The sequence below is a fragment of the Polynucleobacter sp. Latsch14-2 genome (assembly GCF_018881925.1).
In the GTDB taxonomy this organism is placed as follows: domain Bacteria; phylum Pseudomonadota; class Gammaproteobacteria; order Burkholderiales; family Burkholderiaceae; genus Polynucleobacter.
In genome coordinates this window covers 363,834-377,961 of the sequence record NZ_JACVPL010000001.1, presented here as the reverse complement: position 1 = coordinate 377,961, position 14,128 = coordinate 363,834, and the positions used below count along the sequence as shown (strand labels likewise).

General features: G+C 47.3%; 11 protein-coding genes. 6 read left to right on the top strand and 5 right to left on the bottom strand.

The annotated features are described in order from the left end of the window. Window positions 1-14: 14 nt before the first annotated feature. Window positions 15-845: a sulfurtransferase gene (locus ICN46_RS01925; protein WP_216203903.1), complete on the top strand. Its 831-nt coding sequence runs from the start codon at window positions 15-17 to the stop codon at window positions 843-845. Here the strand turns inward: ICN46_RS01925 and ICN46_RS01920 are convergent. From ICN46_RS01920 to polA, 3 genes are all read right to left on the bottom strand, one after another. Continuing rightward, complete coding sequence (locus ICN46_RS01920; RefSeq protein WP_370625466.1) at window positions 842-1,624, bottom strand: ZIP family metal transporter; 783 nt, start codon at window positions 1,622-1,624, stop codon at window positions 842-844. The two genes, ICN46_RS01925 and ICN46_RS01920, sit on opposite strands and share 4 nt — an antisense overlap. Further along, window positions 1,621-2,460 carry a dienelactone hydrolase family protein gene (locus ICN46_RS01915; protein ID WP_255538688.1) on the bottom strand — a complete coding sequence of 280 codons (840 nt, stop codon included), beginning with the start codon at window positions 2,458-2,460 and terminating at the stop codon, window positions 1,621-1,623. The genes ICN46_RS01920 and ICN46_RS01915 overlap by 4 nt, the downstream gene beginning before the upstream one ends. A gap of 95 nt (window positions 2,461-2,555) precedes the next feature. Further along, on the bottom strand, window positions 2,556-5,387 hold the full coding sequence (polA, locus tag ICN46_RS01910; RefSeq protein WP_216203899.1) for a DNA polymerase I: 2,832 nt from the start codon (window positions 5,385-5,387) through the stop codon (window positions 2,556-2,558). 82 nt (window positions 5,388-5,469) lie between these two features. Between polA and ICN46_RS01905 the strand changes: the two genes are divergently transcribed. From ICN46_RS01905 to ICN46_RS01895, 3 genes are read left to right on the top strand one after another with little or no spacing between them, the layout of a single operon-like run. After that, window positions 5,470-5,883, top strand: coding sequence for a hypothetical protein (locus ICN46_RS01905; protein ID WP_216203897.1), 414 nt, complete (start codon window positions 5,470-5,472; stop codon window positions 5,881-5,883). Window positions 5,884-5,886: 3 nt separating this feature from the next. Continuing rightward, a complete protein-coding gene (locus ICN46_RS01900) occupies window positions 5,887-6,864 on the top strand; it encodes a homoserine kinase (protein WP_216203895.1) in 978 nt (325 codons plus the stop codon). Next, a complete protein-coding gene (locus tag ICN46_RS01895; RefSeq protein ID WP_216203893.1) occupies window positions 6,861-7,643 on the top strand; it encodes a BPSS1780 family membrane protein in 783 nt (260 codons plus the stop codon). The genes ICN46_RS01900 and ICN46_RS01895 overlap by 4 nt, the downstream gene beginning before the upstream one ends. 5 nt (window positions 7,644-7,648) lie before the next feature. On the opposite strand, the gene ICN46_RS01890 is transcribed toward ICN46_RS01895, so the two are convergent. Continuing rightward, a complete protein-coding gene (locus ICN46_RS01890) occupies window positions 7,649-10,045 on the bottom strand; it encodes a UvrD-helicase domain-containing protein (protein WP_216203891.1) in 2,397 nt (798 codons plus the stop codon). Window positions 10,046-10,069: 24 nt separating this feature from the next. On the opposite strand from ICN46_RS01890, the gene ICN46_RS01885 reads away from it, so the two are divergent. Together ICN46_RS01885 and galU are read left to right on the top strand one after the other, a co-directional pair. Continuing rightward, window positions 10,070-12,961, top strand: coding sequence for a valine--tRNA ligase (locus tag ICN46_RS01885; RefSeq protein WP_216203890.1), 2,892 nt, complete (start codon window positions 10,070-10,072; stop codon window positions 12,959-12,961). Between the two features lie 37 nt (window positions 12,962-12,998). Next, a complete protein-coding gene (gene galU, locus ICN46_RS01880; protein WP_216203888.1) occupies window positions 12,999-13,883 on the top strand; it encodes a UTP--glucose-1-phosphate uridylyltransferase GalU in 885 nt (294 codons plus the stop codon). A gap of 5 nt (window positions 13,884-13,888) precedes the next feature. Here the strand turns inward: galU and ICN46_RS01875 are convergent, their stop codons facing one another. Further along, a complete protein-coding gene (locus ICN46_RS01875) occupies window positions 13,889-14,116 on the bottom strand; it encodes a sulfurtransferase TusA family protein (RefSeq protein ID WP_216204021.1) in 228 nt (75 codons plus the stop codon). Window positions 14,117-14,128 lie beyond the last annotated feature (12 nt).

Sequence of the window (14,128 nt, the reverse complement as noted above, 5' to 3'; positions counted from 1 at the left end):
TACAGAAGGTCGTCATGACTCCTCTCATTACCGCCAACCAGTTAGAAGAAATCATTAACAGCGGTGAGAATGTATTGCTGTGTGATTGTCGATTTGACTTAGCCGATACAACGGCCGGTAGAAAGGCATACGAAGAGGGCCATATTCCAGGTGCTATCTATGTCGACCTTGATCAAGATCTTTCAGGGGTAAAAACTGGTAAAAATGGACGACATCCTTTACCGAACCCAGAAACTTGGGCGAAAACGAAAACGCGTTTAGGTATGGATAACAGTACCCTCGTTGTGGCCTATGACAAACAGGGGTCTGTATACGCAAGTCGCTTATGGTGGATGCTAAAAGCTACTGGCCACGCTAATGTCCGCGTGTTAGATGGTGGATTAGATGCTTGGAACGGCCCGATCGGGATGATTCCACGCAAACCAAGGCCAGCTAAGCAAGCCATGGAGGCCATGCCATATGTTGGTCTTGTCCTGGTAGACGCCGTAGCCGAAAACTTACAAACTAAAAAAAGCATTGTGATTGATGCACGCGCCAATGATCGCTTTCATGGTCAGAATGAAACCTTAGACCCGGTAGCGGGACATATTCCAGGCGCAAGCAATCGTTTCTTTAAGGAGAATCTATCTGCTGCCCAATTCAAGACCCCAGAGAAATTATATAAAGACTTTGTCGATTTGCTTGGCTCCATCAAAGCATCTGAAGTGATTCATCAGTGTGGTTCAGGAGTGACCGCTTGCCACAATCTATTGGCAATGGAAGTGGCTGGCTTGAAGGGCTCACGACTCTACGCCGGCAGCTGGAGCGAATGGTGTGCCGACCCTAGCAGGCCCATTGAAACTTAATGGAAGTAAGCGAGCAATATCACAAAACCTACACCACAAGCGATTAACACTGTTTGACGCAGTGACTCAACCCAATGCGGGCGACGATGCATTTGTGGAATCAAATCGCTGACAGCAATATAAATAAAACTGCTCGATGCAATCACCAATAAATAAGGCATTGCAGCGTGAGCTCTTTCCAAAAAGAAATAAGCTAAAACACCACCCACAACAGCAGATAAGCCACAAATCAAGTTATAGAGCAATGCCCGAGCCCGAGAAAAGCCGGCGTTCAGTAAAACGATAAAGTCGCCAATCTCTTGAGGGATCTCGTGAGCAATGATGGCAAGCGCTGTAAAAAAACCCACTTGATAATCGGCCATAAAAGCCGCAGCAATCAAAACGCCATCAACAAAATTATGAATGCTATCGCCTACCAAAATCATTCCACCGCTACGACCTGCAACCTCGGCATCGTGACCATGATGATGGTGATGACCATCACCTTCGTGATGATGGCTATGACGCAGTAAGGCAATCTTCTCCAGCAAAAAAAAGCCTAATAAGCCAGCAAGTAAGGTGGCAAATAAAAGTTGAGGGTTTGTACCTTCCATGCTAAAAGCTTCTGGCAAAGAGTGGAGTAAAGCCGTGGCGAGCAAAATCCCAACTGAAACACTTACCATGTCATTCACCATTTTTGATAGCAAAGCCAAAGAAAAGGTGGCGGCAATGGAAACACTCACCACCCCAGCAAAGGCCGTAATCAAAATGATGCTTTGTAATACCGTCATAGCAGTCACACTACTCCGTTTTTCTTAAACCATGCTATACATTTTTCCCAGCCATCTTTTGCTGGGCCCTCGCGGTAAGACTCGCGATAATCAGCATGGAAAGCATGAGGAGTATCTGGATACACCACAAACTGTGATTGCTTTGCTGCAGCATTTGTCGAGGATGCCTTAGCTAAAGCCGCACGCATTTGATCAATACTCTCCAAGGAAATGCCGGTATCAGCAGCGCCATATAAGCCGAGTACTGGGGCTTTTAAATCACCGGCAATATCAACTGGATGCCGAGGATTGCCTTCTGTTTTTTCCCCAATCAAACGGCCATACCAAGCAACACCCGCTCGAACCTGAGGCAGGGTGGCGGCCAACCAGGTAATACGGCCTCCCCAACAGAATCCAGTCACACCGATCCGCTTTAAGTCACCGCCATTTTTACCAGCCCATACTAATGCTGCTTGTAAATCACCCAAAACCTGAGCATCAGATGTCTTGGAAATAATGTTAGTAAAGATTTCAGCAATTGTGCCGTATTGACTGGGATCACCGGCGCGCACAAAGAATTCTGGAGCAATGGCAAGATAGCCTAATTTTGCAAATCGTCTTGTCACATCGGCGATGTGCTCATGCACACCAAAGATTTCCGACGCAACAATCACAACAGGCAACTGGCCCTTAGTCTTCTCTGGGCGAGATACATATGCTGGAATTTGGGAGCTCCCAACCGGAATCATTTGCTCGCCAGCAATGATGCCGGAAAAACTTGTTTCAATCACAGCCGCCATTACAGGTTCAGAGGCGGGCGCTAAACCAAAGCCAATGCCTGTTGCAGCCATCGCAGAGCTCTTCATAAAAACCCTCCTATCGCTTTGAATATCTAGCGAATGTTTGTTGTCTCTTTTTTGCATTGTCATTACCCCATTTTGCCGAAATATTTATACCAAACTCAGTGAGCTTCTTCCCAATTATCGCCAACACCAATGCTAACCAATAAGGGCACCTTGAGGTCAGCAACTGTACACATTAATTCTGGTAATTTTGCCTTTAGCAGATCTATCTCATCCAAAGGTACATCAAATACCAATTCATCATGCACCTGTAAAAGCATACGTGTTTTGAGCTGCTCTTTTTCTAGCCAATTTTCAACTGCAATCATTGCCAACTTAATTAAGTCGGCAGCAGTTCCTTGCATCGGCGCATTAATGGCGGCGCGCTCAGCTCCTTGGCGACGTGGGCCATTAGAGCCCTTGATTTCAGGAAGCCAAAGCCGTCTACCAAATACCGTTTCTACATAACCGTTCTCACGCGCCTCGAGGCGAGTACGCTCCATATATTGCGCAACTCCTGGATATCGATCGAAATATTTAGCGATGTAATTTTGCGCTGCCGAACGCTCGATCCCCAAATTACTTGCAAGACCAAAGGCACTCATGCCGTAAATTAAACCAAAATTGATCACCTTGGCATAGCGACGTTGTTCAGAGTTCACGCCATCCAAAGGTACCCCGAAAATTTCTGCGGCAGTAGCTTGGTGTACGTCCTTCCCACCCCTAAATGCCGCTAGCAGATTTTCGTCTTCCGCAATATGCGCCATGATACGCAATTCAATTTGAGAATAGTCGGCTGAGAGTAGCTTACAACCATCAGCGGGGATAAAGGCTTCCCGAATGCGGCGACCCTCTTCAGTACGCACTGGAATATTTTGTAAATTGGGATCACTAGATGCCAGGCGTCCTGTTACTGCAGTTGCCTGTGAAAAATTGGTATGCACCCTGCCTGTCTGTGGATCAGCCATACGCGGTAGTTTCTCGATATACGTCGACATTAATTTGGCGAGGCTGCGATAGTCCAAAATGCGGGCAGGCAAAGGATAGTCTTCCGCCAACTTTTGCAACACCTCTTCATCGGTTGAAGGCGCGCCCGATGGCGTCTTCTTGACGACAGGTAATTCCAACTGCACAAATAAGATTTCAGCGATTTGCTTGGGCGATTGGATATTAAAAGGTTGTCCAGCCAGTTTGTGAATCTCACCCTCCAACTCCAGAAGACGCTTACCAACTTGTTGACCCTGCTTTGCCAACAAAGCCGAATCAATTCGAATGCCATTACGTTCCATGATGCCGAGCACACGCATAGCAGGCATCTCAATACTCTCGTACACGTATCGCAAGCCAGGGCTTGCCTCAATCTGTGGCCACAACTCTAAATGCAGTCGCAAAGTAACATCAGCATCTTCAGCAGCGTAGTTGGTAGCAATCTGCAGATCAACTTGATCAAAGCCAATTTGATGAACGCCTTTACCGCAAACCTCTTCATAACGAATTGTCTTCACGCCAAGATGGCGTTCTGCAAGGCTATCCATGTTATGAGGCAGGTGGGATTCAAGCACATATGATTCGAGCAAAGTATCAAACTGAATGCCACCTAAGGTAATGCCGTAATTTGCAAAGATATGACTGTCGTACTTTAAGTTTTGTCCAACTTTTAAATGAGAGGTGCTTTCCAACCAAGATTTCATGCGTGCCAAAACCAGATTGCGATCTAACTGCACTTCGCCATTGCGGTGGGCCACGGGAATATAACAAGCCTCACCTGGTTTGACTGATAAAGAAATGCCCACTAGCTCTGCAGCGAGGGCATCCAAACCAGTAGTCTCGGTGTCCACTGCAGTTAAGGGTGCATCTGCAATCTTTTTTAACCACCGCTCCAAACTCGCTTCATCAACTACACATTCATAGTGACGCTCAATAGCATCATTTAAGTCGGTTGTAGTCTGAGATAAGGTCGTTGTTGGTGCTGTCGCAATCTCTCGTGATTTTTTTGCAGCCAATTCATTTGGGGAGATTCCGGGCAATGGGCTGCCAGCTAAATCAAAGACTGCATCTGCTTGCTCTGACTGAGTGTTAGGGTTAGCCAGCTGTTTTTCTACGTCACGCAACCATGTCTTAAATGCATAACGTTCAAATAACTCGCGCAACAGTGGAGCATCTTCAGGCTTTGCATGCAGCTCATCCAAAGCCAGGATATGTGGATTTAAATCGCAATCTGTTTTGACCGTGATCAACTGACGCGCTTGAGGAAGCCACTCTAAGCTAGCCCGTAAATTTTCACCCACCACGCCTTTCACTTGGTCAGCATTGGCCATCAAACTATCGAGATCGCCAAACTCTGCTAACCATTTATTGGCAGTCTTGGGTCCGGCCTTAGGAACGCCAGGCACATTGTCGACAGCATCGCCAATAATGGATAAATAATCAACAATGCGTTCGGGTGGCACCCCAAATTTTTCGATCACGCCGTTGATATCTAGTTTTTCATTGGTCATGGTGTTGATCAAAGTTACCGATGAATTCACGAGCTGCGCTAAATCTTTATCACCAGTAGAAATAATTGTTTCCCAGCCAGCCTGCGTTGCCTGGCAAGCTAAGGTACCGATCACATCATCAGCCTCAACTCCAGAAACCATCAATACTGGCCAACCCAAAGCCCTCACCATTGCATGAATGGGCTCGATTTGCTTTACCAAATCCTCAGGCATTGGAGAGCGATGCGCCTTGTACTCGGAATACATTTCATCCCGAAAAGTCTTCCCTTTGGCATCAAAAACGCAGGCAATATGGTCAGCTTTGAGCTCTGATCTAGCCCTACGCATCATATTGACCATCCCATAGATGGCACCAGTTGGGTCTCCATCCCCATTTCTGAGGTCTGGCATGGCATGGAAGGCGCGATAGAGGTAGCTAGAGCCGTCTACCAACAAGAGTCTATGTTTAGTCATACCGCAATCGTACAATCTAGTTGCTAACTTCCCACGGGTCTGGTTTAGGAACCGATCTAGAGTGGGGCTAAAAAGGTGAAAAATGATGCATGCTCTTACCAAATTATTTGGCCGCTCTTGGCGCCAGGCCCTTGTTTTAACAAGCTTTTTCATAACTTTTGGCATATTGGGTAGCGGCACTACTGCCGCCCAAAACTCTAGCCAAGCCCTGAGCCCCTCCGAACTTCAGCAAATTAATAATCAGCCCCTTGCCCCCACAATGAGCCCTTCTGGAGTCATGAATACCCCAGAAATGCGTAAACCTAGTTATAACTTTAAAGATGGCAACGGCACCGAAGTAACCGAATATAAAGACGCCAATAGCCCAACGCAGGTGCAGGTTAAAACCAGACTAACTACCTATGAAATGTCGCCCCCCGACTCAGTGAAACCGGGCGCCCAATCTGGCGAAGGCAACCTCCTTAGCGTACCAAGTATTAGCATTCCTATTCAATAATTTATGGCTGTATTTACCCCGATCGAGCTTGGCGATATCTCCGACTGGATTGCGCGAGACTTCAACATTGGGCAAGCAAGCAGCCTGCGCGGTATCCATGGCGGCATTGAAAACTCCAATTTTTTCCTAGATACCAATCTTGATGGCAAGAAACAAGAGTTTGTTTTAACCATCTTTGAAAGATTAACTGCAGAGCAACTTCCCTATTACCTTGAGCTCATGAGTCACTTGGCAGATAAAGGTATTCCTGTACCAAAGCCAATTGCAAATAGGGATGGTGCCATTTTATTTTCCCTCCAAAGCAAGCCCGCAGCTATTGTTAGCAAGCTCCCGGGGCTTTCCAGGTTAGAACCCAAAACGAATCATTGTGCATTGGTAGGTGAGATGCTTGCAAAAATGCATTTAGCAGGCGCAGACTTTCCCGGGGCGCAAATCAATTTACGTAGCCTTACTTGGTGGAAAGAAGCAGTACCTCAGGTAATTGCGCACTTAAATGAATACCAAAAAAACCTGCTCACCACTGAATTAGTCGCTCAAGAACAGTTTTTTGCCTCAAATCAATATGCCGCCTTGCCGCAAGGTGCAAGTCATTGCGATCTCTTTAGAGACAATGTCTTATTTAACCCTCAGGAATCTCAAGACTCGTCCAAAGATCGTTTGGGCGGTTTTTTTGATTTCTATTTTGCGGGTACAGATAAATGGCTCTTTGATCTAGCGGTCACCGTCAATGACTGGTGCTTAGCTAGCAATAAAAAAGATTTAGATCCTGCTCGCCTCAGTGCGCTTATGGAAGCCTATCAATCGGTGCGACCACTCACTGAAGCTGAAAAAATTAGTTGGTCAATGATGCTGCGTGCAGCCGCATTACGCTTCTGGATCTCTCGACTATGGGATTTTTATTTGCCTCGCGATGCTCAGATGCTAACGCCCCATGACCCAAGCCATTTTGAGCATATTCTCTTAAGTCGTAAAGCTATATGAAACTCAACTCAGTCACCCCCGCCGATGGCTATACCTGGATCCGCCAAGGCATTTGGCTATTTAAGCAGAGCCCCGTTGGATTTTTAATGTTAGTTTTTATGTATGTGTTTGTGGCACAGCTTGCAGTACTCGTGCCAGTGATTGGAGTCTTTGCGGTATTAGTTCTAACTCCGACCCTCTCGGTTGGTTTTATGACGGCCTGCCGCCAAGCCATTCAAAAGGAGCGCATCCGCCCTCTAGTGTATTTGGCAGCACTGCAATCAACGGTACTGGTTCGCAAAAGAATCCTACAGTTAGGCTTGGTATATGCTGCACTTATTCTGATTTTGAGTTTTGCACTCAGCGGGCTAGTTGATTTTGAGTTGTTGCTTCCTCTAGTAATGAGTGAAAAGCCCATCACTCCTGAAGCTATTCGCCAAATTTATTTACTCTTATTTTTCGGCGCCATCCTGTATATTCCTGTTGCCATGCTGATGTGGTTCTCGCCAATACTGGTTGCCTGGGAGGATATGTCTGTTCCTCAAGCTCTATTCTCCAGCTGCCTCGCCTGCTGGACTAATCGTGGCGCGTTCTTACTATATCTCGCCATCTGGAGCATAGCCTTGGTTGCGATTCCGCTAGTGGTTGGAGCCGCATTTGATGCAATCGATCTCGGCCAAGTAGCTTCATTCATCATCGCCCCGCTCTCAATGGCGGGACTTACGGTGATGCACTGCTCTTTCTTTGCTACCTGGAAGGCATGCTTTGCAGACAAAGAGGAATCTTCGCTGTCCGCCTAAGGCAATCAGTCAATCGCGCTCAACTTAGCAATACTCAGTTGCAACCATTTCACACCATGTCGCTTAAAGCTAACTTGGGCGCGCGCATCAGTATCATTGCCTTCTAGACCGGTAACGCGTCCCTCGCCAAACTTTGTATGAAATACATTTTGCCCAATTGTGAATGGATAGTTACCGCGTGGGGGTGAAGCAAGCCTTTGCACCACTGTTGAAGCAGAGCCCACTCGCCCCGCTCTAGTAGGCGCCTGGCCATAAGTTTGATGTCGTACTTGCTGCCGCTCGTTACCAGAATCAAAGAAGTCGTTAGATTCATACTCACGTTGGCGAGTGTAGCCATCTTGCCAAGTTGATCCAGAACTTCTACCACCACCCCAGCGAGCATCCTTCGCTTTTGGAGTAAGCCATTTGAGCGAGTCGGCTGGCAACTCTTCTAAGAATCGGGATGGCATGTTGTAGCGCACCTGCCCATGGAGCATGCGTGATTGTGTATGAGAGAGGTACAAGCGCTCTTTTGCTCTCGTAATCGCAACATACATTAAGCGTCGCTCTTCCTCTAGGCCATTCAGTTCATTCACACTATTTTCATGCGGGAATAAGCCTTCCTCCAAACCAGTAATGAAGACGGAAGTAAATTCGAGCCCTTTAGCCGAATGCACCGTCATTAACTGCACGGCATCTTGTCCGGCTTGAGCTTGATTGTCGCCCGCCTCTAAAGAGGCATGCGATAAAAAGGCAGCCAAAGGTGAAACCTCCACCACGCCAGGCTCATTTTCACCAGGCAACATCGCTGCAGCAGCATCCTGACCGTAACCCTCTTCAGCAATAAAAGCGGTTGCAGCATTGACAAGTTCCTGCAAGTTCTCTACGCGATCTTGACCTTCACGCTCCGTCAAATAATGCTGAATTAAGCCGCTATTTTGAATCACAAACTCGACAGTTTCAGGCAAAGTATTGTGACGTGTTGCCTCACGCATGTGATCAACCAAACGTACAAAGCCGCTCAGTGATGTACCGGCTTTTCCAGTTAAAGTGGTGGCCGCTAAATATAAAGAGCATTGCTGAGCCCTTGCCTCATCTTGTAGAGCCTCAATCGAACGCGCTCCAATACCTCGAGTTGGAAAGTTCACAACTCGCGAGAAAGAAGTATCGTCATTTGGATTTTCTAAAAGGCGTAGATACGCCAGCGCATGTTTAATTTCTGCGCGCTCAAAGAATCGTAAACCACCATAAACGCGATAAGGGATGGCTGCCGAGAACAAGGCATGCTCAATGATGCGTGACTGCGCGTTACTCCTGTATAGCAAAGCAATTTCGGTACGCTTAATGCCGCTATTAACTAAGGCCTTGATTTCATCAACCAGCCAAGCTGCTTCAGCGTGATCACTAGCGGCATCGTAAATCCGCACTGGTTCGCCATGACCAGCATCAGTGCGTAAATTCTTGCCCAACCTCTCGGTATTGTTTGCAATCAGATGATTGGCCGTATCTAAGATATGGCCATGCGATCGATAGTTCTGTTCAAGCTTTACCATCATCGGATGAAATTGTTTTTCATACAGACGCATGTTCTCTACATCAGCGCCACGGAAGGCATAAATACTCTGATCGTCATCGCCAACAGCAAAGACGGCACTAGTGCCGGCACCACTCACATTGGACTTGATGGCGTCATGCCCAGAAAGTAGCTTTAACCAGGCATATTGAAGTGCATTGGTATCTTGAAACTCATCGATCAAAATGTGGCGAAAACGCTCTTGGTAATGCGTTCGAATGGCTTCACTATGCTTAAGCAGCTCATAACTACGTAATAAGAGCTCTGCAAAATCCACTACACCCTCGCGTTGACACTGTGCATCGTAGGCTTCGTAGAGTTGAGCCATCTTGGCCTGAAAGTCATCCCCCGAATCCAACTCACGGGCGCGCAGACCACGTTCTTTGGCATGCGCAATGAAATACTGCAATTGCTTGGGTGGATACTTCTCATCATCGACCTTCAAACCCTTCAAAAGGCGCTTGATGGCTGATAGCTGATCTTGGGTATCCAATATCTGAAATGTGGAGGGTAAACCGGCTTCTTTGTGATGTGCGCGCAATAAACGGTTACAAAGGCCATGAAAAGTGCCAATCCACATACCTCGAGTATTAATAGGCAACATGGCGCTAAGGCGCAACATCATCTCTTTGGCAGCCTTATTTGTAAAGGTTACCGCCAAGACCCCAATCGGCGAAACTTGTCCAGTTTGGATCAGCCAGGCTATACGGGTAGTGAGGACGCGGGTTTTGCCGCTCCCTGCCCCAGCCAAAATTAAGGCTGATTGGGCCTGGCCATTTTCATTTACGGGCGGGAGGGTCACTGCCTCGCGCTGTTCTGGGTTGAGGTTCGCGAGCAAGTCTGAGTACATCGTGCCAATTATAATTTGCCTCTTATGCCAAATGCTTCGAATACCCCCAATTCTCCAGCAAGCAGTCCCGCGGACCAGCTTGCTAAATCCTATGAACCCGCCCCCATAGAAGCCCATTGGGTGCCTGAATGGGAAAATAGAGGCATTGCCACAGCCTCCCTTGATGAAGGCAAGGCTGACTTTAGTGTTCAGCTACCGCCACCCAATGTGACTGGCACCCTGCATATGGGTCACGCCTTTAACCAAACAATCATGGATGGTCTGGTCCGTCATGCCCGTATGTCTGGTAAAAATACCTTGTGGGTCCCCGGCACAGATCATGCTGGCATTGCCACTCAAATTGTCGTTGAACGCCAACTCGATGCACAAAAAGTTTCTCGCCACGATTTAGGGCGCCAAAAATTCCTAGAAAAGGTTTGGGAGTGGAAGGAGAGCTCTGGTTCGACCATTACTCGCCAAATTCGTCGTCTAGGCGCCTCCATTGACTGGGGCCGCGAATATTTCACGATGGATAGCAAAATGTCCAAGGCCGTGGTTGAGGTGTTTGTGCGCCTCCATGAGCAGGGGCTCATTTACCGTGGCAAACGTTTAGTGAACTGGGATCCTGTTCTAGGTACTGCAGTTTCTGATCTCGAGGTTGTTAGTGAGGAAGAAGATGGTTCGATGTGGCACATCCGCTATCCACTCGCGGATGGCTCTGGGCATTTAACAGTTGCAACTACTCGCCCAGAAACCTTATTGGGTGACGTAGCCGTGATGGTCAATCCTGAAGATGAACGCTATAAGCACCTGATTGGCAAGTCGGTGCACTTGCCACTCTGCAATCGCGAGATTCTAATCATCGCAGATGACTATGTTGATTTGAACTTTGGTACTGGGGTTGTAAAAGTGACTCCCGCGCATGACTTCAATGACTATGCAGTAGGTCAACGCCACCAATTACCACTCATTAATATTTTGACCCTGGATGCAAAGATTAATGAGAATGCCCCGTCTACGTACCAAGGCATGGAGCGTTTTGCAGCCCGCAAACAAATTGTTGCCGATTTGGATGCTGCTGGTCTATTGGAAAAAGTACAGCCTCATAAATTGATGGTGCCGCGCGGTGACCGCACACAGACAATCATTGAGCCAATGCTCACAGATCAGTGGTTTGTAGCTATGTCTAAACCAAGTCCTGACAATCAGTATCAGCCAGGCTCATCAATCGCCGGCGCTGCATTAGACGCAGTAACCAAAGGCGATATCAAACTTGTCCCTGAAAACTGGATTACCACCTACACTCAATGGCTCGAGAATATTCAAGACTGGTGTATCTCACGCCAACTATGGTGGGGCCATCAAATCCCTGCTTGGTATGCAGAAGATGGTCAAATCTTTGTGGCGCGATCTGAAGAGGAAGCAAAAACTAAGGCTACAGCTGCTGGCTATAGTGGCGCCCTAATTCGTGACCCTGATGTACTCGATACTTGGTTTAGCTCAGCACTCGTACCATTTAGCTCGTTGGGCTGGCCAGAACAGACGCCCGAACTCAAGCACTTTTTACCCTCGTCTGTATTGGTCACTGGCTTTGACATCATCTTCTTCTGGGTGGCGCGCATGGTAATGATGACCTGCCACTTCACCGGCAAGGTGCCATTTCATACCGTATACGTTCATGGTTTAGTACGAGACTCTGAAGGCCAGAAGATGAGCAAGTCCAAAGGCAACACCTTGGACCCGATTGACCTGATTGACGGCATCAAGATTGAAGAACTAGTCAATAAAAGAACTTCTGGCTTGATGAACCCAAAACAAGCTGAAAGCATTGGTAAGAAAACTAAAAAGGAATTCCCGGAAGGTATTCCTGCATTTGGCACTGATGCTCTCCGCTTCACATTTGCTTCGCTTGCTTCGCTAGGTCGCAATATCAACTTTGACCAGAAACGCTGTGAAGGTTATCGCAACTTCTGTAACAAACTCTGGAATGCCACCCGCTTCGTTCTCATGAACTGTCCTGGCGGTGATGAAGAAAACGGTTTTGCCCCTTGCGATAATCAATGTGGCGCAGATGGCTACTTAGATTTTTCCCCTGCTGATCGTTGGATTGTTTCCCTACTTCAAAGAACTGAGGCAGATGTAGCCAAAGGTTTTGAAAACTATCGCTTTGATAACATTGCCTCGAGCATCTATCAATTTGTTTGGGATGAATATTGCGATTGGTACCTTGAGCTTGCTAAAGTTCAGCTACAGACTGGTACTCCAGCCCAGCAACGTGCAACACGTCGTACTTTGTTGCGCGTATTGGAAACCATCTTGCGGATGGCTCACCCACTCATTCCCTTCATTACTGAAACGCTCTGGCAAACCGTTGCACCAATATCAGGAAAAGAGCTTGCCAAGCAAGAAAAGCAAACTATTGCCCTGCAGCCCTACCCAGTTTCCCAGCCAGACAAGCTAGATGAACAGAGTGAAGCATGGGTTGCTCAAATTAAAGCCATTGTGGATGCCTGTAGAAACCTGCGTGGGGAGATGCAAGTCCCCCCTGGAAATAAAGTACCGCTTTGGATTACTGGTCCTGAAGCATTCCTCAGGCAAGCCACCCCCTACCTCACCGCTTTAGCCAAACTGTCTGAAGTCAAAATCTACAACGATGAATCCGCTTTAGAAAAAGATGCTCCAGACGCACCAATTGCGTTAGTTGGCGACCTTAAACTCTTACTCAAAATTGAAGTTGATGTAGTGGCAGAAAGAATTAGACTTAGCAAAGAAATTGAGCGTTTAGCCAATGAAATCACCAAGGCCCGCGGCAAATTATCTAACGAAAGCTTTGTTGCTCGCGCTCCAGAAGAAGTTGTAGCACAGGAAAAACAACGATTGGCAGGGTTCGAACAAAATCACGAGAAGCTTATTGCACAATTAGAGCGCCTCAAGTAAAACCTAAAAGCAAACACTAAAAACGATTGGGATCAATATGCCTTTATCAACCAAAGCCGTCACAAAAGCAGTTTTTCCAGTTGCTGGCCTTGGCACCCGCTTCTTGCCAGCCACCAAGGCTAGCCCCAAAGAAATGCTCAATGTAGTTGATAAGCCGCTGATTCAGTATGCAGTTGAGGAGGCGATTGCCGCAGGCATTACTGAAATGATTTTTGTCACCGGTCGCAGTAAGCGCGCGATTGAAGACCATTTCGATAAAGCCTATGAATTGGAAGCCGAGCTAGAAGCCAAGAACAAAAAAGAATTGCTGGAAATTGTTCGCAGCGTCAAACCCAGCCATGTTGATTGTGTGTATGTTCGCCAACCAGAGGCTCTGGGCCTAGGTCATGCCGTTTTGTGTGCCGAGAAATTGGTGCGCGATGAACCCTTTGCCATTATTCTGGCCGATGATTTATTAGATGGGCAACCACCAGTGCTCAAGCAAATGCTTAAAGTCTTTGATGAGCAAAATGGTTCAGTATTGGCGGTAGAAAAGATTGATCCAGCTAAGAGTAGTTTTTATGGCATCGTTTCCGGAAATGAAGTGGCCAAAGGAATTTACAGGCTCAATGGCATGGTCGAGAAACCCCAACCCAAAGATGCCCCCTCTAATCTAGCGGTAGTGGGTCGCTATGTCTTATCTTCGAATATCTTTGCTCATATCCGGAACCTGAAGCCAGGAGCCGGCGGAGAAATTCAGCTCACTGACGCTATCGCCGCCATGTTAAAAGAAGAGCCTGTATTTGCTTATGAATACGATGGCGTTCGCTATGACTGCGGAAGCAAGCTGGGCTATCTCAAAGCATCTGTGGAATTTGCTTTGCGTCACCCAGAAGTGAAAGAAGATTTTGCTGCTTACTTAAAGAGTCGCTCTTTAGGCTAAGCGGTCTATCTTCTCTTTAGGAAGAAAACCAAGACATTGCCCTCATTCGCGGTGGCAATCAACTCATTCCCTGTCTGTTTAGCAAAGGCAGGGAAGTCATGAGCAGCACCTGAGTCAGTAGCTTTAATTCTTAATACCTCGCCTGACTGCATCGTTGCTAAAGCTTTCTTGGTGCGCAAAATAGGGAGAGGGCAGTTCATGCCAATAGCGTCTACCTCTGCGTTAAATGCGATGTTGCTGATATC

What these genes read in the sequence shown, in the direction of transcription:
- ICN46_RS01925 (WP_216203903.1), top strand. Translation starts at nt 15, where the DNA reads ATGACTCCTCTCATTACCGCCAACCAGTTAGAAGAAATCATTAACAGC.
- ICN46_RS01915 (WP_255538688.1), bottom strand. Translation starts at nt 2,460, where the DNA reads ATGAAGAGCTCTGCGATGGCTGCAACAGGCATTGGCTTTGGTTTAGCG.
- polA (WP_216203899.1), bottom strand. Translation starts at nt 5,387, where the DNA reads ATGACTAAACATAGACTCTTGTTGGTAGACGGCTCTAGCTACCTCTAT.
- ICN46_RS01905 (WP_216203897.1), top strand. Translation starts at nt 5,470, where the DNA reads ATGATGCATGCTCTTACCAAATTATTTGGCCGCTCTTGGCGCCAGGCC.
- ICN46_RS01900 (WP_216203895.1), top strand. Translation starts at nt 5,887, where the DNA reads ATGGCTGTATTTACCCCGATCGAGCTTGGCGATATCTCCGACTGGATT.
- ICN46_RS01895 (WP_216203893.1), top strand. Translation starts at nt 6,861, where the DNA reads ATGAAACTCAACTCAGTCACCCCCGCCGATGGCTATACCTGGATCCGC.
- ICN46_RS01890 (WP_216203891.1), bottom strand. Translation starts at nt 10,045, where the DNA reads ATGTACTCAGACTTGCTCGCGAACCTCAACCCAGAACAGCGCGAGGCA.
- ICN46_RS01885 (WP_216203890.1), top strand. Translation starts at nt 10,070, where the DNA reads ATGCCAAATGCTTCGAATACCCCCAATTCTCCAGCAAGCAGTCCCGCG.
- galU (WP_216203888.1), top strand. Translation starts at nt 12,999, where the DNA reads ATGCCTTTATCAACCAAAGCCGTCACAAAAGCAGTTTTTCCAGTTGCT.